20 protein-coding genes are annotated in these 19,469 nt (G+C 51.4%); 13 read left to right on the top strand and 7 right to left on the bottom strand.

Going from position 1 to position 19,469, the window contains the following annotated elements; genetic code table 11:
- The first annotated feature begins 69 nt into the window (after window positions 1–69).
- A complete protein-coding gene (locus F0P93_RS01075; protein ID WP_150874534.1) occupies window positions 70–885 on the top strand; it encodes a purine-nucleoside phosphorylase in 816 nt (271 codons plus the stop codon).
- Window positions 886–984: 99 nt separating this feature from the next.
- On the top strand, window positions 985–1,710 hold the full coding sequence (locus F0P93_RS01070; RefSeq protein ID WP_191908699.1) for a hypothetical protein: 726 nt from the start codon (window positions 985–987) through the stop codon (window positions 1,708–1,710).
- Window positions 1,711–1,773: 63 nt separating this feature from the next.
- On the opposite strand, the gene glgP is transcribed toward F0P93_RS01070, so the two are convergent.
- Window positions 1,774–3,432, bottom strand: a complete 1,659-nt coding sequence (gene glgP, locus F0P93_RS01065; RefSeq protein ID WP_150874532.1) for an alpha-glucan family phosphorylase — start codon at window positions 3,430–3,432, stop codon at window positions 1,774–1,776.
- A gap of 177 nt (window positions 3,433–3,609) precedes the next feature.
- Here glgP and F0P93_RS01060 point away from each other — a divergent pair, with 177 nt between their 5' ends.
- The gene (locus F0P93_RS01060) at window positions 3,610–4,587 is read left to right on the top strand and encodes a hypothetical protein (protein ID WP_150874531.1); all 978 of its coding nucleotides are present in this window, start codon (window positions 3,610–3,612) and stop codon (window positions 4,585–4,587) included.
- Between the two features lie 113 nt (window positions 4,588–4,700).
- On the opposite strand, the gene F0P93_RS01055 is transcribed toward F0P93_RS01060, so the two are convergent.
- Together F0P93_RS01055 and F0P93_RS01050 are read right to left on the bottom strand one after the other, a co-directional pair.
- Window positions 4,701–5,546, bottom strand: coding sequence for a sugar phosphate isomerase/epimerase family protein (locus F0P93_RS01055; RefSeq protein ID WP_150874530.1), 846 nt, complete (start codon window positions 5,544–5,546; stop codon window positions 4,701–4,703).
- Between the two features lie 70 nt (window positions 5,547–5,616).
- Entirely contained in the window at window positions 5,617–5,943 is a 327-nt protein-coding gene (locus tag F0P93_RS01050; RefSeq protein ID WP_150874529.1) for a tetratricopeptide repeat protein, read from the bottom strand.
- Window positions 5,944–6,067: 124 nt separating this feature from the next.
- On the opposite strand from F0P93_RS01050, the gene F0P93_RS01045 reads away from it, so the two are divergent.
- From F0P93_RS01045 to F0P93_RS01025, 5 genes are all read left to right on the top strand, one after another.
- Window positions 6,068–6,805 (top strand): electron transfer flavoprotein subunit beta/FixA family protein, encoded by a 738-nt coding sequence (locus tag F0P93_RS01045; RefSeq protein ID WP_150874528.1) that lies wholly within the window; start codon window positions 6,068–6,070, stop codon window positions 6,803–6,805.
- Between the two features lie 141 nt (window positions 6,806–6,946).
- Window positions 6,947–7,909 (top strand): electron transfer flavoprotein subunit alpha/FixB family protein, encoded by a 963-nt coding sequence (locus F0P93_RS01040; protein WP_150874527.1) that lies wholly within the window; start codon window positions 6,947–6,949, stop codon window positions 7,907–7,909.
- Window positions 7,910–8,022: 113 nt separating this feature from the next.
- Window positions 8,023–8,619 carry a bifunctional nuclease family protein gene (locus F0P93_RS01035; RefSeq protein WP_114408903.1) on the top strand — a complete coding sequence of 199 codons (597 nt, stop codon included), beginning with the start codon at window positions 8,023–8,025 and terminating at the stop codon, window positions 8,617–8,619.
- Between the two features lie 64 nt (window positions 8,620–8,683).
- The gene (locus tag F0P93_RS01030) at window positions 8,684–10,417 is read left to right on the top strand and encodes a glutamine--tRNA ligase/YqeY domain fusion protein (protein ID WP_150874526.1); all 1,734 of its coding nucleotides are present in this window, start codon (window positions 8,684–8,686) and stop codon (window positions 10,415–10,417) included.
- Window positions 10,418–10,523: 106 nt separating this feature from the next.
- A complete protein-coding gene (locus F0P93_RS01025) occupies window positions 10,524–10,727 on the top strand; it encodes a hypothetical protein (protein WP_150874525.1) in 204 nt (67 codons plus the stop codon).
- Here F0P93_RS01025 and F0P93_RS01020 read toward each other — a convergent pair whose 3' ends face one another.
- On the bottom strand, window positions 10,728–11,696 hold the full coding sequence (locus F0P93_RS01020) for a YihY/virulence factor BrkB family protein (protein ID WP_150874524.1): 969 nt from the start codon (window positions 11,694–11,696) through the stop codon (window positions 10,728–10,730). It abuts the gene before it with no gap.
- 234 nt (window positions 11,697–11,930) lie between these two features.
- Between F0P93_RS01020 and F0P93_RS01015 the strand changes: the two genes are divergently transcribed.
- The 5 genes from F0P93_RS01015 (at window position 11,931) to F0P93_RS01000 (ending at window position 14,448) form a co-directional block, all read left to right on the top strand.
- Entirely contained in the window at window positions 11,931–12,401 is a 471-nt protein-coding gene (locus tag F0P93_RS01015) for a Dps family protein (protein ID WP_138991601.1), read from the top strand.
- A 129-nt stretch (window positions 12,402–12,530) separates the two neighbouring features.
- Window positions 12,531–12,827, top strand: coding sequence for a nucleotidyltransferase family protein (locus F0P93_RS01010; RefSeq protein WP_150874523.1), 297 nt, complete (start codon window positions 12,531–12,533; stop codon window positions 12,825–12,827).
- Window positions 12,817–12,969 (top strand): ribonuclease HepT family protein, encoded by a 153-nt coding sequence (locus tag F0P93_RS31415; protein ID WP_191908698.1) that lies wholly within the window; start codon window positions 12,817–12,819, stop codon window positions 12,967–12,969. The genes F0P93_RS01010 and F0P93_RS31415 overlap by 11 nt, the downstream gene beginning before the upstream one ends.
- 27 nt (window positions 12,970–12,996) lie before the next feature.
- A complete protein-coding gene (locus F0P93_RS31980; protein ID WP_150875814.1) occupies window positions 12,997–13,179 on the top strand; it encodes a HepT-like ribonuclease domain-containing protein in 183 nt (60 codons plus the stop codon).
- Window positions 13,180–13,377: 198 nt separating this feature from the next.
- A complete protein-coding gene (locus F0P93_RS01000) occupies window positions 13,378–14,448 on the top strand; it encodes a hypothetical protein (protein WP_150874522.1) in 1,071 nt (356 codons plus the stop codon).
- Window positions 14,449–14,453: 5 nt separating this feature from the next.
- On the opposite strand, the gene F0P93_RS00995 is transcribed toward F0P93_RS01000, so the two are convergent.
- The 3 genes from F0P93_RS00995 to F0P93_RS00985 form a co-directional block, all read right to left on the bottom strand.
- Window positions 14,454–16,319, bottom strand: coding sequence for a CocE/NonD family hydrolase (locus F0P93_RS00995; RefSeq protein WP_150874521.1), 1,866 nt, complete (start codon window positions 16,317–16,319; stop codon window positions 14,454–14,456).
- 322 nt (window positions 16,320–16,641) lie between these two features.
- Window positions 16,642–19,062 carry an ABC transporter permease gene (locus F0P93_RS00990; RefSeq protein WP_150874520.1) on the bottom strand — a complete coding sequence of 807 codons (2,421 nt, stop codon included), beginning with the start codon at window positions 19,060–19,062 and terminating at the stop codon, window positions 16,642–16,644.
- Window positions 19,063–19,183: 121 nt separating this feature from the next.
- Complete coding sequence (locus F0P93_RS00985; RefSeq protein WP_150874519.1) at window positions 19,184–19,468, bottom strand: winged helix-turn-helix domain-containing protein; 285 nt, start codon at window positions 19,466–19,468, stop codon at window positions 19,184–19,186.
- Between the last annotated feature and the right edge of the window lies 1 nt (window position 19,469).

The following is a 19,469-nucleotide window of genomic DNA, read 5'->3' as shown; positions in this document are numbered from 1 at the left end:
CCCCGTTCCCCTAAAGGACGGGGCGAAAGCGAAAGTCTTTTTAACTACCCATTCGACCCTCAACCCCCTATGATTGAGCCGATTCTGAAAGCCGTCGACCTCATCCGGTCTTTCCATCCCACGCAACCAGCCATTGGCATCATTCTCGGCACCGGTTTGGGAGCCCTCGCCAACGAAGTAGAAATCAACGCAGCGATCCCATATGCCTCCATTCCGGGGTTTCCACGCTCCACCGTCGAATCGCATTCCGGCCAGTTGATTTTCGGCACGTTGTCGGGAAAACCGGTGGTCGTGATGCAGGGGCGGTTTCACTTTTACGAAGGCTATTCGATGCAGCAGATCACCTTTCCGGTGCGGGTGATGAAATGGCTGGGCGTCGAAACCCTGCTCATTTCCAATGCCAGTGGTGGGCTAAACCCTGCGTACGACGTCAGTGATCTGATGATCATCGAAGACCACATCAGCCTGTTTTTACCCGAAAGTCCGTTGCGGGGTCAGAATTCGCCCCAGCTTGGCGACCGGTTTCCCGACATGAGCGAACCGTATGGCAAGGATCTGATCTGGCTGGCCCGGTCGATTGCGAAAAAACTGGGGTTCCCGATCCAGAAAGGCGTGTATGCTGGCGTGACCGGCCCCCAACTGGAAACCAAAGCCGAATACCGGCTGCTTCGCCAACTCGGTGCTGATGCCGTTGGCATGTCGACCGTCCCGGAGGTAATTGTTGCGCATCAGATGGGTTTGAAGGTTTTTGCCTGCTCGGTCATCACGGATTTGTGCATTCCCGAAACGCTCGAAAAAGCCAGCCTGCCGAAAATTCTGGCCGCTGCCGCCGTGGCCGAACCCCGCCTGACGGCCTTGATGAAAGAATTGGTGGCCGGGCTTTGAGGGGTGTTTTTTTGGGTTAAAACCCAAACTGGAACACCATAGCCCCCCTACCATCGTTAGTAGATCAGGTTCACGTGTGTATCTGTCCGTCACAGAAAAATGCCAACGCTGTCGCTCCCCCAGATCCTGGGAAACCATAACGTTTATAAAAACGAATCCGAACAGACCTTGACCGTTTTCGCAGAACTGTATCTCTACGGGTCGGTTGCGACGGACGATCTCGCTCAACGGATTGCCTACAACGTCGGGCGGGTCTGGGATCGCCCCGAAATCATTCTGTCGCTGGATGAAACGGATTACCTCATCCGGTTTCAGGTGAGCGGTTTTTACAGCGAAGATCCGCGACCGCTGCTGCACAAAAACCGCGACTACAAAAAGCTGTTTTTCCGGATCGAAACCGAAACCGACAACCCGCTGGGCGGTATTTCCTACATGGATGGCCGCAATAGCAACACCGGTTTTTTCCGGCTCGACAATGTCGGTTTCGACGGCTCGACTACCGAAGCCCACGAAGTCGGCCACGGCTGGGGGCTGGTTCCGGGAACGCCCGACGGCCACCCGCTTGACCTCAACCTGATCGGGAAAGGCCAACCGGGCATCATGTATCCGCGTGGAACGCTCGTCGATCCGCAGTACCAGTGGAACCCATCGGCCCGACCCGGCGAGTTTGGTGGCACCCTCAAACCAGACAAACGGATCGTTACCCTGGAAGACATTGCCATGCTGGGTCTCGACCAACTTGACTACGACTGGCAGGGCCGCGCCCGGCTGGGCGGTTTGACGAATGTCTACCACGAAGGGCAGTCATCCTGGCCGATTGCCTGATTGCAAGCCCTGTCAGCGGTTGAAAAACCTGACAGGGCTTGCAATCAGGCAATCGGCAGCGCATCAATACACTTTTTGATAATACTCCGTTGCCATCCGGTTGGAGTTGAAAAACGCGTTGACGTCGTTCATGCTTTGCAGCGTCAGGCGATGCCAGTCAGCCGGTTTATCGTAATAAAGCGGCATGATTTCGTTTTCCAGTTGATCCAAGAAGTGGTTCCGGTCCTGCGTATCCCGTTCTTCGGGCGACAATCCGGGTTGGGCCACCGGTACGATGAACGCATTTTTCTGGTGCTCCGCAAACTCGCATATCCAGCCATCGAAGGTTGAGAAGTTGATTCCCGCATTCATAGCCGCCGTCATGCCGCTCGTGCCGGATGCCTCGCGGGTCACCACGGGCGTGTTCAGCCACAGATCAGCGCCGTCTTTCAACTGTTTCGAAAGTGCCAGTTCGTAGCCCGTCAAAACCGCCATGTTTTTGTGGAGGTGACTCCGGTACACCAGCGAATTGAAGATGTGCGTAGCGCCTTCGTCGGACGGATACGGTTTTCCGGCCCAGATAAATTGAATGGGGTACTCGGGATGATTCATCAGGTGGTGAAAGCGTTCGTCGTCCTGCACTAGCAGATCCGGGCGCTTATAGCCCGCAAACCGCCTGGCCCAGACGATCGTCAGCACCTCCGGGTCGAACAATTTGCCGCACTGATCGGCCACGGTTTTGAACAGGGTTGCTTTCAGGCTTTTCTTCCGCTCCGCAATGGTTTTTCCATCGCTCTTTTTTCGGGCCTGCTCCAGTTCAGGGTCAGCCCAATACCGCTGATTTTGCGCATTGGTCACGTGTGTAATCTCGGGAATGCCACTGTACGACCCCCACAGATGCCGCGACACTTCGCCGTGCAGTTTGGAAACCGCATTGGCCTTCCGGCTCAGTCGCAAGGCCGCCAGCGAGTGATTGAACACGTTGTCTTCGATACCGGTTATTTCCCGCACGGTTTCCAGCGGCACTTTCCCAAAGAAACTCATGATATTCAACTGGTTGATGTCGTGTTTTTCGTTGCCGGCTTCTTCGGGGGTGTGGGTCGTAAAAACCATCCGTTTGCGAACTTCGTCTGCGCTACCGTATTTCTGGTATAAGTGAAAAGCCGCCGACACCGCGTGGGCTTCGTTCAGGTGATACACGTCCGGTTCGTACGTCAATTCATCGAGCAGTTTCGCCCCACCCAGGCCCAACACCATACACTGCGCAATTTTAGCCGACGTAATGCTGTCGTATAACCGGTGCGTGATGGAGCGGGCCATCCAGTCGTTGCCTTCGATGTCCGTGGTCAGAAAAAACATCGGAATTGTGTTGAAGTGCTTGGGGTTCAGGTAATAGGCCTTGACCCAAACCGGCGTATGGTGAACGTCGATGGTAAATTTGATGTCGGTATCTTCCAGAAAACTGTAGATTTTTTCCCGAAACAGCACATCCATCGCGTTGTCGGTTTTGCGGGTCTGGTCATAATACCCATACTTCCAGAGCATGCCGATGCCGATCACATTCTGCTTCAGTTCATAGGCACTCCGCATGTGCGATCCAGCCAGAAAACCCAGGCCACCGGAATAGGTCTTTAAAGCCTGATCGATGGCAAATTCCATCGAAAAATACGCAACGGATTTCTTGAATTGGGGATCAAATTCGTAAGGGTGGCGAAACGCCTGGGGCAAGTTCGATTTGGTCATTCGGGAAACGGATGGTTGAGTCAATGGGATCGATCAGTTGGCAAGATAGCAAAAGACTCATCAATACTCATTTCCGGAGAGTTATGGGCATTCTGCTACCAACTATGTATTCCGACTCGTTTTCTGCACCCGGGCCTGCCAACTTTGCAGCGCAACAACATTTTAATCGACACAACAGTGAACAACAACTCATTTCAAAAAACCGCTCTGGCCATTGGTTTGGCCTTATCTACCAGCCTGGTATCCTGCCAGAAAGACAGTGCCATTACACCCGATCAACCACTACGGGAAAATACGTCCGCCCAAAAAGCAACTGATGACGTCATCGTGGTGAACGTGGCGAAAAAGTACACCTTAACCCAGCAGGGGAATGCGATTTTAACGTACTATCCCGATGGTCGGCTGCAAAAAGTGACCCAGGGTGCGGAATTCCACCGTGATTACACCTACAACGGCAATACGATCCAGGCCATATCCTACCGAAACGGCAAAATGGCTTTCAAGGACACGTACCTGATCGACCCGGCCACCAACCGCTGCTACGAATCGGAGCAAGTCGACTACAAAGTATTGCAAACCCCTTTTAACTCTAACTTAAACGACCCATTCCGAGTCCGTACCTGGGTGTATGCTTACAATGCAAAGGGTCAATTAATCAGTTGCGGAGAAAAATACAAAGCCGTTAACCGGACCGAATATAGTTACAACGCACAGGGCAACCTGAATCTGGTGACGACCTACTGGGAAGGCATGTCGAAGGTAAAACCGTGGTATACCATTACGCTCAAATACCTGGAAAACAAAACCCGTCAATCCCAGAACCCGGGTCAGATCAATGTGATTGAATACGTTGAGGATAAATATCCAACAAATTTCAACTGGATTCTTCTGCCTACCCCGTACAGCTACATCGATTACTATGCTCAGGCGATTCCGGAACGGTATCTGAAGATTTACGGCAAGATGAGTAAAAGCTTATTGTCGGCGGCCAACTGGCAGGTTGAAGGCATGGGGTACCATGGTTCAAATTTTACGTATTCCCTGAACGCCGATGGGTATGTAACGGAACGGAAACGGTACGACGATCAATACCCGCAATTGCTGGCAACGGAGACCTATAATTATACAGTATCCTACCTGGGCGCAAGTTTATAAACACCTGGTGAATTTCCTTGCCTGATTGTATGGGAACACGGATCTAACGGATCAAAACGGATTAACACAGATTGAAATCTGTTTTGATCTGTCCGATCCGTGTTCCCATACAATTAAATCGTTTTCAGATACGCCATGCTCTGCGGCACCTGCTGCTGGGCCGTCGGGCTTTCGTCTTCGATGTAAAAAAACTCGATGGCCGTTTTCTGGGCGGCTTTCAGAATTTCCGGCAGATTGATTTGTCCCGTTCCCAGGGCCACGTCGTTTTCGGGCGGGGTTCCTCCCGACCTATTCCCCTGCACACCTTTTTTCACATCCTTCATGTGCATCAGCTTGAAGCGTTTCGGGTATTTTAGCAATAGCTTGGCCGGGTCCTGTCCGGGGAAGTAAACCCACAAAACGTCCATTTCAAAACTCACCGCTTCCGGGTCGGTTTTCTGAACGATGTAATCGAACAGGGTTCCGTTTTCGTAGGGCTCAAATTCGAAGCCATGGTTGTGATATACAAACACCAACCCTTTGTCTTTCAATTGCCTGCCGATCAAATTAAAGTCACTGACGGTTTTCTGGGCGGCTTCCAGCGTATACGTTCCCTTGTGCGGAACCGATCCCAGCCGGACATACTTCGCGCCCAGCGTTTTGGCATTCTGAACCACCATGTCCATTTTGTTCATCAGGTCGTCGTAGCCAACGCCGTGACTGGAGCATTTCATGCCTCGTTTGTCAAGTTCCGCGCGAATTTCGGCAGCGGTTTTTCCAAACAGGCTGGAGAACTCCATGTTCGAAATGCCCATCGCCTTAATTTTGTCGAGGGTGCCGGGCATGTCTTTCGCAAATTCGTTGCGCATCGTATACGACACCATACCCGGTGTATCTTTCAACGTTTTACCAAACCGTTGACCAAACGTGGTGATTGCCAGAAGGCAAACCAGCGAGGTCAGCAAGACCTGTTTTTTCATAATCGTGAATTCGTTTATGCCCTAGTAAGTACGAAAACCGCACGGCCTACTGTAAACAAACCCAGTATGGTCAGTATTCGTCGTCATCCTGAAACGCCCGATAAGACCGGCTCAATTCCTGAAACGCCTTTTCATTTTTTTGCGCACGGGCCAGTTCTATTCCCTGCTGGTAGGTTTCCTCCGCTGCTGGCCGGTTTTCCTGTTCGGCATAGAGGGCAGCCGCGTGGTAATAGGTTGGCAAATAGGATGGATGCTGTTCGAGTAACTGCTGGAAATAAACCAGGGCCTGAGCGGGTTGCTCGTCCCGGTATTCCATCGCCAGGGCGTAAACATTGAAAGGATCTTCGGGTTGTTCTTCTATAAATTGAAGCAACAGTTGAATTCGAGTATCGTTCATAGGGATACAGTTTACGGTATTCGGTTTTCAGTTTACGCCGGCACCAAATATTAGTATGCACGCATACGTTTTATTTAAGACAAGTTTGTATTTTTGCCGCCATCACCTCTAAACCACAGATAACATGAAGATTTTAGTGTGTGTCACCAGTGTTCCGGACACGATCACCAAAATTACCCTCACGGATAACAATACCAAACTGAATAAAGCGGGTGTGCAGTTTATTACCGGCCCTTACGACGATTACGCCCTTTCGCGGGCCGTCGAGCTGAAAGAACAACTGGGAGGCAGCGTCACGGTTTTGAACGTGGGTGAATCCGACGCCGATCCGGTGATTCGGAAGTGCCTTGCCATTGGTGCCGACGACGCCATCCGGGTCAATGCCGAGCCAACGGACGCCTATTTTGTGGCCGAACAAATTGCCGCCATTGCCAAAGAAAGCAGCTATGACCTGATTCTGATGGGCCGCGAATCCATCGACTACAACGGCGGTCAGGTCCACGGCATTGTGGGCGAAATGTTGGGACTTCCGTCCATCTCGCCGGTTATGAAGTTAGCCATCGAGGGTTCAACGGCCAAAATCACGCGGGAAATCGAAGGCGGTCACGAAGAACTGGAAGCCGGTTTGCCGCTGGTGCTGGGCTGTCAGGAACCGATTGCCGAATGGAAAATTCCGAACATGCGCGGCATCATGAGTGCCCGCACCAAACCGCTGAAGGTGGTGGAACCCACGGGCAAAGAAACCCTCACCCACATTGCCAACTACGAACTCCCACCCGCCCGCGGAGCCTGCAAAATGATCCCCGCTTCGGAAGCCGAAACGCTGATCAAGTTGTTGCGAACCGAAGCAAAAGTAATATAAAGAGTTGTTGCACAGAGTTAAACAGAGTAAAAGGGAGATAAGCGGAGTAAAAAGTAAGAAAAACATTTCTCTGCTTAACTCCTTTTCCTCCGCTCAACTCCGCGAAACAACCTCTTTCCCAACCTTTAAAGCCATACTAAAATGTCAGTTTTAATTTTTGCAGAACTCGATGAAGGCGCGTTGAAGAAATCATCGCTCGAAGCCATATACTACGGTTCAAAAGTAGCCGAACTCACCGGAACATCCGCCACGGTCCTTGTGTTGGGCGAAGGCAACGCCGACGAACTGGCGAAAGCCGGGCGGTTTGGCGCGTCGAAAGTGCTACACGCCAGCGACGCCCAACTGACCGAAGGCAACGCGATGGCCTATGCCAGTGTGGTCGCCGAAGCCGCCAATCAGGAAGGAGCCGACGTGATTGTGCTGGCCAAATCCTCCCTGGCCGATTCGATGGCGGCCCGGCTGGCCGGAAAACTGAAAGCCGGATTGGCAGCCAATGTGATCGAGTTGCCGGATGTCAGCAACGGTTTTCGGGTTAAACGCAGCATTTTCACCGGAAAAGCGTTTGCCTTCACCGAGTTAACGGCCGAGAAAAAAATCCTGGCAATCAAGAAAAATACCATAACACCGGAAGAAACCGAAGCAACCGCAACCGTGGAAGCATTCAAACCGGCTTTGAACAACGCGGATTTTGCCGTTAAAGTGACCAAGGTTGAAAAAGCCACCGGCGACATTCTGCTGCCCGAAGCGGACCTGGTCGTTTCGGCGGGGCGCGGACTGAAGGGCCCGGAAAACTGGGGAATCGTCGAAGATCTGGCGAAGGCACTGCATGCGGCCACGGCCTGTTCCAAACCGGTTTCAGATCTGGACTGGCGGCCCCATCACGAGCACGTCGGACAAACCGGGATCAAAATCAGCCCGAATCTCTACATAGCCTGCGGGATTTCCGGGGCCATTCAGCATTTGGCCGGTGTGAACTCATCGAAGGTCATTGTAGTTATCAACAAAGACGCTGAAGCACCGTTTTTCAAATCGGCGGACTATGGCATCGTCGGCGATGTGTTCGAGGTGCTGCCCCGGCTGACGAAAGCGGTACAAGCGTTGTAATTTAGGAGTTTGGGAGTTGAGCGGGTGGCGAATTTGGAATTTTTTTAGTTTCTGGTGAAAAAACTCCTAAACCCTCAAACCGCTAAACTCCCAAACTCTATTAACTTTGCGCCGTGGAGAAGATTAGACTTGAAATCTTAGGTTTGTCACCCAGCCAATCGCAGTCGGGTTCATTTGCATTGGTATTGGGAGAAGAATATGGGAACCGCCGGTTGCCAATCATCATCGGTATGTTTGAAGCTCAGGCCATTGCCATCGAGATCGAGAAGATTGTGCCTAACCGCCCGATGACCCACGACCTCTTCAAATCATTTGCGGACAAATTCGGCTTTACAGTTCGTGAAATCGTGATTTCCGACCTGCGGGAAGGAATTTTCTTTGCCCGGATCGTTTGCACCGACGGCACGCGGGAAACCGTGGTCGATGCCCGCCCGTCCGACGCCATTGCGATTGGCATCCGGTTTAACGTTCAGATTTACACCTACGAATCCATCCTTTCAGAAGCCGGCATCACGGCCAGCGTCACCGACGAAAGCGAGGAACAGGAAGAACTGGTTCCTCAACCCGCGTCGCGCTCGTCCCGCTCGTTGACCGAACAACTGAAAGACATGACCCACGACGAGTTGCAGCAATCGCTGGACGAAGCCCTGAAAAAGGAGGAATACGAAAAAGCCGCCAAGATTCGGGACGAAATGAGCCGTCGTAATTAGTCTTCCTTTTGCCAAAGCCAACCGAAGGCTGTAAATTAGTCCTTTCACCCCTGATTCAAGCGGTATGCCTGAAGTACCCAACGATACCAATAACCGTATTTCCAACGAATCGGAACGCCGGAGCGATGCCCCTGCGGAACGTTCGCTGAATTTTATCGAGCAAATTGTTGAAGAAGATAGGGCCAGCGGCAAAAACGGAGGCCGTGTTCACACACGCTTTCCGCCCGAACCCAATGGCTATTTGCACATCGGTCACGCCAAATCCATTTGCCTGAATTTTGGGCTGGCCGATAAATACGGCGGAAAAACCAACCTCCGCTTCGACGACACCAACCCCGTTACCGAAGATACCGAGTATGTCGAGTCAATCAAAGCCGATGTACGCTGGCTGGGTTTTGAATGGGAAAATGAGTTTTATGCGTCGGATTATTTCGATCAGCTTTACGCATTTGCCGAAAATCTGATTCAGAAAGGATACGCCTACGTCGATGACTCGCCGGCGGAAGTGATTGCTGCTCAGAAAGGTACACCAACGGAACCGGGAAAAGAAAGCCCGTACCGGACGCGTTCGGTTGAAGAAAATCTGGATCTGTTTCGGCGGATGAAAGCCGGAGAATTTCCCGATGGAGCCAAGGTATTGCGCGCCAAAATCGATATGGCGTCGCCCAACATGCACTTCCGAGACCCGATCATGTACCGGATCAAACACGCCCATCACCACCGGACAGGCGATGCCTGGTGCATTTATCCGATGTACGATTTCGCCCACGGGCAATCGGATTCCATCGAGCAGATTACACACTCACTTTGCACCCTGGAGTTTGAAGTTCACCGGCCGGTTTACGACTGGTACATTGAGAAACTGGGAATTTTCCCGTCCCGGCAAATCGAATTTGCGCGGCTGAATTTGACGTATACCGTCATGAGCAAGCGGAAATTGCTGCAACTGGTCAACGAAGGCCACGTTACGGGCTGGGATGATCCGCGGATGCCGACCATTGCCGGGATTCGCCGTCGCGGCTACACCTCCGCCAGCATTCGGGAGTTTGCCGACCGCATCGGGATTGCCAAGCGCGACAACCTGATCGATGTGGGCCTGCTCGAATTCTGCATCCGGGAAGAGCTGAACAAAACCACAACGCGGGTGATGGCGGTGGTCGACGAAAAACCGATCAAAGTGGTGTTGACCAATTATCCGGAAGGCCAGGTTGATGAAGTAGCGATTGAAAACAACCCCGAAGACCACGAAAGCGGTCACCGGAACGTGCCTTTTTCGCGGGAACTCTACATTGAACGGGACGATTTCCTGGAAAATCCGCCAAAAAAATACTTCCGGTTGTCACCCGGCGGCATGGTTCGGCTCAAGGGCGCTTACATCATCAAATGCGAGGAAGTCGTTAAAAATGAGGCCGGTGAGCTTCTGGAACTGCGCTGCGTTTACATTCCCGAAAGCCGGAGCGGTTCGGATACGTCGGGCATCAACGTGAAAGGTACGATTCACTGGGTGTCGGTGGCTCACGCCATCGAAGCCGAAGTGCGGCTGTATGACCGGCTGCTGACGAGTGAAGATCCATCATCAGAAGACCGTGATTTCAAGGAGTTTATCAATCCCAAGTCACTCGAAATTGTTCGGGCCTACGTGGAGCCTTCGCTAAAAACCGCCCAGGCCGGAGATCGTTTTCAGTTTATCCGCAAAGGGTATTTCTGCATCGATCCGGACTCATCCAACGAAAAGCTGGTTTTCAACCGGACGGTGACGTTGAAGGACACCTGGGCGAAAGAGCAACGCAAATCATAACTTTTACGGTTTTCAGTTTGCGGTTTACGGTGGCTGAAGCGTTACACTTCTTGCGACAACCGCCGTAAACTGAAAACCGTAAACCCTGAACCAGATTTCTACCCCTATGAACCCACAGCAGGAAAAACTACAGCAGGATGCTGCCGAGGTGATGGAAAAACGCATGCCTTTTCTGAATAAAGAGAAAAAGCGTACGATTACCGTTGAACCGGACGCATCAGATTTGACCATCGACGGTTTAGATGATGAGGAAGAAACAATTGTAAAGGAAATTCTTCGAAAAGAATACGGGTATACTGACCTGAACTAATCAGTCTTCTTTGACGGGTTCGGTGTTTTTTTGCGGGGGCAACGTTCGGACTTCCCGCTCTCTTTCCTGCTGCTCAACGTATACGGCATAATCGGCGGGTTCGATTTTGATGCCGTAATGCTCTGCATACACCTGCGTAAATTCCGCCCCGAAATACAGGATGGCCGCCGTATAATAAATCCAGACCAGAATGACGATGAGTGATCCAGCGGCCCCGTAGGTGGAGCCGGTGCTGGTGGTTTCGATGTAGAGTCCAATCAAATAGCGCCCCAGCATGAAGAGCAAGGCGGTGAAAATAGCCCCCCAGCGAATGTCTTTCCAGGCAATTTTAGCATCCGGCAATACTTTGAAAATCACGCCAAATAAAACCGTGATGACCCCGAAGCTAATCAGAAAGTTGAGAGTCTCCACGAAGATGACGGCCAGATCCGGAAAGTAGCGGGTCAGCGTGTCACTCAAAGCCAGAATGATCCCGTTGACGATCAGCGATACGACCAGCAAAAAGCCCAGACTAACGATCAGCGAGGACGATAACAGCCGGTCTTTCAGCAACTTGACCCATCCCCGTTTGGGCTTGGCTTTTACCCGCCAGATCAGGTTGATCGAATCCTGAATTTCCACAAAAATGCTGGTGGCACCCAGAATCAGGGTGAAAATACCGGTGACCAGCGCCACGTTCGTTTTCCCGGAAAGCTCCACACTTTTGATCATTTCCTGGATCTGAATGGCCGCCTGATTACCGACCAGGCCATTGATCTGCGAAAAAACCTGCCCCCGGATGGCTTCCTGGCCGTAAAAAATACTGGTAATTGAAATCAACAATACCAGCAGCGGTGCCAGGGAAAAAACCGTGTAGTAGGCCAGCGCGGCACTAAGCTTTAGGCCCCGATCGTCCATAAAACCGTTGAAAGCTCCCAAAAGCAGCGTCCACGCGTCGGAGAAGAACTTTTTGTATTTTGATTGTGCCATACCGTTGTTGATGGTGGATTTCAGAAACCAGAGGAGAGCAGTAAAACAAAAGAGGTATCAGCAACGCTCTTCTCCTTCCTCCACTCCTCTTTCTTTATTTCTCTACTCTTCGTGTATTCTAAACCACAATGCCAGCGCGTTGTTTGGGTCTTCCACTAAACAAACCGGCATTTTGGTGGTTTTAAAAGAGGCCGCTGATAGAATGCCGCCCTTTCATTTAAGACATCACACACTATGAAACTCAACATTGGTCTTGATCAGGACACCCTCAAACAAGTCAACGAGCTGCTGAACGCTCTACTGGCCGATCAGCATGTGTTATACATCAAAACCCGGAAATACCACTGGAATGTCAGCGGGCCGAGCTTTCTGGAATACCACGAGTTTTTCGAGAAGCAATACACCCAGCTTGAAGCCGCCATCGACGAAGTGGCTGAACGCATCCGTACCCTGGGGGGCCGACCACTGTCGACGATGGAGGATTTCCTGAAACACACCAGTTTAAAGGAAGACAAGAGCAGTGAAGTGAAGACCGAAGATATGTTCAAACGGTTGCTGGACGATCACGAACAATCGATCCGTGAGCTGCGGGAAGATGTCAGCAAATGCGAGGAACTGGAAGACGCCGGAACTGCCGACTTTCTGACCAATCTGATGGAAGAGCACGAAAAAATGGCCTGGATGCTGCGGAAGTATTTGTCGTAACGCCCCGGTTTTGAAGATAAAACCCCGGTTTCCTGACGGATGCCGGGGTTTTTCATTGGAGGAAACCATTCTAGTTGAGGGAACTATCCATGTATTTTGTTATTTTTGGCAAATACGATTTCCATCAGTATGGTAACGACTGTTAAATCGACATTAGCGGAGGCCCTTCAACCTTACTTTTCTCAACAACCCGTTGTGCGTGTCTATTTATTTGGCTCTCTTGCCCGTGGAGAAGAAAACGAGGACAGTGACATCGATTTACTAGTCGAGTTTGCGAAAGGAGCTACTTTATTTGATCAAGCTCGAATTTCCTGGCAATTGGAAGAATTACTAAACCACAAAGTTGACGTCATTTCCGAAAGCGGGGTTGCTTCCACAATCCGCCCTTTCATCGACCAGGATCGGATTCTAATTTATGAAAAGTAGTCTTGGCGATCGACAACGAATTCAGCATATCCGTGAAGCCATTGACCATATCGAAAACTTCACCGATGGTATTGATTTTGAAAGTTATATGAACAACTTTCAACTTCGCCTGGCTTTGGTAAAATTATTAGAAATCGTTTAAGAGGCTGCAGCAGCCTTAAGTGAAGATCTGAAACAGGAGTTTTCGGAAATCGAATGGAGAACTCTAAAAGCCGTCAGAAACATATTGGTTCATGAATATTTTGGCATTAGTTACGATATCATCTGGACTTCTATACAAAAAGATATTCCTCCATTAAAAGAGAAAATCGAATCTCTGATCGCTACAAAATTCAGTGATGGCATTGAGTGACGGCCTTTCCAGATATGAATACAACCTGAATTTATTTTCATGACAATCATCCCCATCTGAATATTCCTTACTGCCAGATGCTTTACCATTCCCTTAATCCTTTTACCGTTTCCTAATAAATTCCGTTTCCCAAACGGAAAAGGAGGTAGTATTGTGCCGATCACACCGGTATGCTTTCATCCTAACTCCTTCAAAGCCATGTGGAAACGTCTCGCCTTCGTTGCTGCGACTCTGCTGATTCTGTCGGTTATCCGTTGCACGCCCACACCCCATCAGGTTCCGAACGACTCGCTGAAAGTCTGGCTGGTGGGACTGGATGGGAAAACCCTTCTGCTCGATCAGAAAGCGGCTGAGTCCGTTCCCCCACCACCGGTTAAACAGGACAAGAACGGGAGCTATTACGGCACACGGTTCGCCCTCAGCCCGGAGCAATATTCACGGTTGAAACAGGCCAAAAATCCGGCGATTATCCGGGTTCTCTACGGCGAAAAAGATCAGTTTCTACGGGCCGAAGCCTTCCCGCTTTCGCAGCTTCTCCAAGAAGGCAACATCGATCTGCCTGATGCCCAGCTCATTCCGCCCAAAGCCGTTCAGATTGATTATCAGGTGGTGGATTACCCAACTCCCTTGTCGTTGCCGATGATTATTCAGGAGGTGGATCTCCGGAAATATCCGTGGAGTATCTATGGAAGGCTCGTTATTCGGCTCCCGTATCGAATAGTCTGCTACTTCACCACTACTTCTCCCTGCGAACTGGAACGCTGCCTGCGGTACCCGCCGGAATTCAATTTTGAAAGCATCGAGATCCTGGCCAATGCCGGCCCGGCGGTCATCAAAACGCTGACCTCCGCTGATTGTGCCGTTACCCTGGCAGCCTCTCAGGCTTTCAGTACGGCGGGTCCGAGTGCCACCTTTAAAATCCGGGCGACACTCAAACGGTTACGCGCGGCCCCGGCAAGCCCGGCGCCGGTATATTCGTTTCGGTTTTCCAACTCATCCTTGCCCTCGCGCCTGGAAGCCTCGAATCTGGTAAGCGTCGATCTATCCAGCCTGGCAACGCTGGCGGTTGGGGCCACCCAGACCATTGAGTTCCAACTAAGCTGGATTCTGCCCACCGGCATTGGAGCCAAAGATTTCTTTGTCGTCAACAATGCCACGTACGACGCGATTGTGGCAAAAGGCGGCTGTTCTACCCCCAACACCATGCAATATTACGCCGAAGACCGGTTTCGGTTTAACCTGAACGGGGCCGTTGGCGGCTGTTTGTAAAGTTATCACTCCACCACCCGAACTTTCAGAAAGCTGCTGCCATACACCCGGTGGGTGGCTTTTTGAAAGTCGGTTTCGCTGGCTTTGTGGATGTTCGGGACAAACTTCTGCGGGTTGCGGTCGTAGAGCGGAAACATCGTGCTTTGCACCTGCACCATAATGCGGTGGCCTTTTTTGAAGGTGTGCAGCACATCGATCAGCTCGTAGTTGACGGCGGTAATCTCGCCCGGCCTGAACGGTTTGGGTTTCGTTTTGTCTTCCCGGAATTTACCCCGGAATGCGTCATGCCGGATCATCTGCTGAAAACTGCTCATCTTCTCGTTTTTAGCCGTGTTGGCATTGTCTTTCGCATCGCCCGGATACACGTCGATCAGCTTCACGATCCAGTCAGCATCGGTACCGGTCGTCGAGACCTTCAAATTGGCTAGCAGGTTACCGGCCAGCGTGACGTCTTTGTCCAGCACATCAGTCTGGAACACCAGTACATCGGGACGGCGGGCGGCAAACCGCTGGTCTTCCACCATATAGTCGCGGTTCATGTCAAGCGAGATGGTTTCGGTGAACGGCACCGGTTTCGCCGGATCGGAGACAAACTCCGAAAAACCGGTGTTTGCTGCCGGAGCCTCAAACGCCAGTTTTCCACCCGGCAACAGGTACAAACTCTTTTCGACGGCGGCTTTGGGCGGCCAGGCGTCGAAGCTGCGCCATTGGTTCGTTCCGGTTTCAAAGACCTGGGCTTCGGGAAATTTGGCGTCGCCCTCCCCTTTCAGGAAATAAGCAAAGAATTTCCGCTCGATGTTTTCCTGAAAATACGGCCCGGTTTTTTCACCAAAATTCACACTACCCAACTGCTCACCCGTGTCGTTCCACCCGCCGTGCGTCCAGGGACCGGCCACCAGAATGTTGTAAATGCCGGGATTTTGTTTTTCAATAGCCGCATAGGTCTTGAAAATTCCGTGCAAATCCTCGGCGTCGTACCACCCCCCGACAATCATGACAGCGTGTTTGATGCCTTTCAAATGCGGCAGAATATTCCGCGACTGCCAGAATTCATCGTAATTTGGATGCGCCAGATTGCCGTTCCAATACGGATCTTTTCCGCCGTACAGTTCCGGTTTCTGCGAATTTTTCATCGAGCCGAGGTTCAGAAAGAACTCGTAACCGTCTTCCGTGCCGTACTTAAATTCGGTCATGGCTGGTGTTTTCGTCGGCTTCCCGTCCGTGCGGTTCGTAAAATACGGGTAGAAATTGAAGTTGTGCGGAATCAGAAAAACGCCGTTGTGGTAGCTGTCGTCCCGCCAGAGATCGGCCATTGGGGCCTGCGGAGAGGATGCCACCAGAGCCGGATGGCCGCTTAAAGCCCCTACGGAGGCATAAAAACCGGGGTAACTAATGCCCCACTGCCCCACTTTGCCGTTGTTGTTCGGAATATTTTTAATCAGCCAGTCCACCGTATCGTAAGTGTCCGTGCTTTCGTCTACGTCGGTTTTGGCTTTTTTATTGACAAGCTGCGGGGTCATTTCCTGAAAAACACCCTCACTCATCCAGCGCCCCCGAACGTCCTGATATACAAAGATGTACTTGTCTTTCATGACAAACTCGGAAGGCCCAAACCGCCGGGTCGGAAACTGCTCTGCGCCGTAAGGTCGGCAGGAATACGGCGTCCGTTGCATCAGAACCGGGTACTTCTTTTCGGCCGAAATGTCTTTCGGAATATAGACAGCCGTGAACAGTTTGACCCCATCGCGCATCGGAATCTGGTATTCAACCTTGGTATAATTTTCTTTGATGAACGGATTGGCAGCCGGAGCCTGCGCGAAACTGCTAACGGAAATGGTCAGGAAATAACTAATCAGAAATCGTATTTTCATAAAAGGACCCACGGATTGAAGTCCGTGATTTTCTAGTGTTTGTAGCATAATCAAAACTAACCAGTCACGGACTTATTGATTTAACAAAAAACCGCCATATTCATATTTTGGCTTACCAGCCCACTGCTTTAGCTGTGGGAAAATTGTCATGAAACCGAATCATTCCGGAACCGTTTTAACGGTTTGCCGGACGATGAAACCGTTAAAACGGTTCGGTTAGCACGGGGTTAGTGTTCGCTTGACCCACAGCTAAAGCAGTGGGCTGATAAACATTTACTTCGGCGGTTGTTAAATCTAAATCAATTAGTTCGTGGGTACTTTCCTATTCATTCTGCAACGACTGCGTGGGGTTGGCCAGAGCCGCTTTCACCGTCAGGTAACTGATGGTTGCCAAAGCGATCACGACCAGAATCAGCATCGGTACCAGCCAGTGAATCGGGTTCAGCTCAATCCGGAAGGCGTAAACCGACAGCCATTGCGTCATCAAATACCACGAAACCGGAATCGCCAGCAAACCCGCCAGCAGCAACAACCGGACGGATTCCCAGGCCAGCAACCGCAACACGCTGGTCACCGACGCCCCCAGGACTTTCCGAACGCCAATCTCCTTGGTTCGACGGGCCGTACTGTAGGACGTCATCCCGAACAAGCCCATGCAGGCAATCAAAACAGCCAGCGACGAAAACAGTATAAAGGTGCGGCCAAACTGCCGGTCCTGTCGGTATTGCTGGTTGAAAAAATCATCCAGAAAAAAGTAATCCATCGACGATTCCGGAAAAAACCGTCCCCACACGGTCTGCACCTTTTCCACCAGTCCCTCCACCTGATTAGCACTGATTTTCAGGGAAAAAAAATCAGTCGGCAGCCAGCGGTAGTCGGGGTCCATGAACAGAATCAGGGGCGTGAATTGCTTCTGGAGCGACTGCTGGTGGTAATCTTTGACAACGCCGATGATCTCGTTTGGCCGGTCGTGGGTCGATTCCAGCAGTACTTTTTCGCCGATGGCCTGTTCGTTAGACTGAAAACCAAATTGCTTCACCGCCGATTCGTTCAGCACCAGCCCCAGCGAATCGGCGGGGCGACTGCGGTCGAACGAACGACCCGCGACCAGTTTCAAATCAAAAGTTTTGATAAAATCGAAGTCGATCATCAGCATTTCGTAGAGCCGGTCGGCGCTGGGTTCTTCATGCAAACGACGGTTGGCCAGCATCTGCCCCACCTCCTTGCCCGGAACCGCCCCGGAACCCGTCACTTCCGTAATCCCCGGAATGGCTTTCAATTCGTTTTTCAGCGTCTGGGTTTTCCGGCTGTAGTCCTCGGTTTTTACCGGTGCTTTCAACACCAGCACCTGATCGACCCGGACGCCCAGGTTCTGGTTCATCATGAACGAGAGTTGACGCCAGGCGACAAACGTGCCCACGATCAGAACCATCGAAGCGGCAAACTGAAACACGACCAGTCCTTTGCGCAAAAACGCTCCACTGCCCGTAAACCGGTATTGCCCTTTCAACGCCAGCGCCGGTTTTACTTGCGACAGCACCAGCGCCGGATAAATCCCGGAAATGGCCACGCCAAACCAGAAAATCAACGCAAAAAGACCGTACTGGCCGGGTTCCGACCAGTCGAATGAAGCGTTTTGCAGATCCAGAAAGACGGGCAAAACGAAATGGGCAATGACTACCAGCGCCACCGCCAGAATCAATGCCAGCCCATTGAGCAACAGCGATTCAAACAAAAACTGAAACACCAGCAGGGACTTGTGCGAGCCAACGGTTTTCCGAATCCCGATTTCTTTGGCCCGATCCATCGCCCGGGCGGTCGAGAGGTTGATGTAATTGACCCAGCCGATGATGAGGATAACAAAGGCAATGGCCGACAGAAACTGAACCGCCCGCCGGTTTCCTTTTACCTCGATTTCGTTCTGCGTAGCCGGGTTCAGGTGAATGTCGTGCAGGGGAACGAGATCAATTGCCCATACGTGGTCACGCAAGGCTTCGGCGGTTTTATATTTTTCGGACAAAGCCGGAAACTTGGCGATCACCCTGGCGGGATCGGTCTGCGGACGAAGCCGCACAAAGGAATAACTTTCGTGCTGATACCAGAAATCCCAGTTCCGCCGGTTCGAGGTGGTCCACGACAGCAACATGTCGAATTGCATGGTGGAGTTGGGTGGCAAATCGGCAAAAACGCCCGTCACCTGGCAATGGTACGAACTGGCGATGGTACTGACATCCAGGTATTTCCCCAACGGATCGGTGTTGCCAAAATACCGCCGGGCCGCCGACTCCGAAATCACAATCGTGTTGGGGGACGCCAGAAAGGTGTTGCGATCGCCTTTGAGAACCGGATAGCTGAAAAACGTAAAAAAGTTGGAATCCGCGAAACATACGTGGTTCTCCCGAAACTTGGTTTCTTCGTGCCGTACCACGCGGGTCGAACCGCGCCAGGCGATGCGGGTATAGGTTTCAATTTCCGGAAAGGCCTGCTTCATGGCCGGAACGTAGCCGTTGGAACTGGTGGCCCAGTGATCGGTTTCGACGCCATTTTTGAAAAACACGCTTTCAACCCGGTAAATCCGGTCGCCGTCCGGGTGAATGCGGTCGTAGCTCTGTTCAAAGCGGACGTAACCGGAGATGAGCAGGAAAGCTGCCATGCCCAACGCCAGACCGCTCACGACGATGCCGGTATAGACTTTATTGCGAAGAATGGTTCTAAAAACAACGGTACAGTAGTGTCGGAGCATTGGCCGGAACGGGAGGAAAAGAGCATGAAAAGGATTCCAGAACGCTGGAATCGCCTGTTTGTTCCGTAAAGTACAAATTAAATGAGAGAAAAAAACGCTGACTCCCGACAAAAGTTGAAGGTCACTTCTTGATGTATTTTTCCAGCGCGTTCACGTAATTTTCAAATGCCGTAAGACCCAAACTCGTAATTTTACACAGGGTTTGGGGGAAATTATCTTTATAGCCTTTCGTCACTTCAATGTATCCCGCGTCTTTCAGTTTGGTAATCTGAACGCTCAGATTACCCGCCGTAGCCCCGGTTTTTTCGCGCAGAAACGTAAATTCCGCTTCCTGAACGCTGATCAACAAGGACATCACGGCCAAACGCAACTGCTGGTGCAGCAAGGGATCAAGTTCTTCAAACATC

This window comes from Larkinella humicola (assembly GCF_008727875.1).
GTDB classification, from domain to species: domain Bacteria; phylum Bacteroidota; class Bacteroidia; order Cytophagales; family Spirosomataceae; genus Larkinella; species Larkinella humicola.
This window is presented reverse-complemented; position numbering and strand designations above follow the sequence as displayed.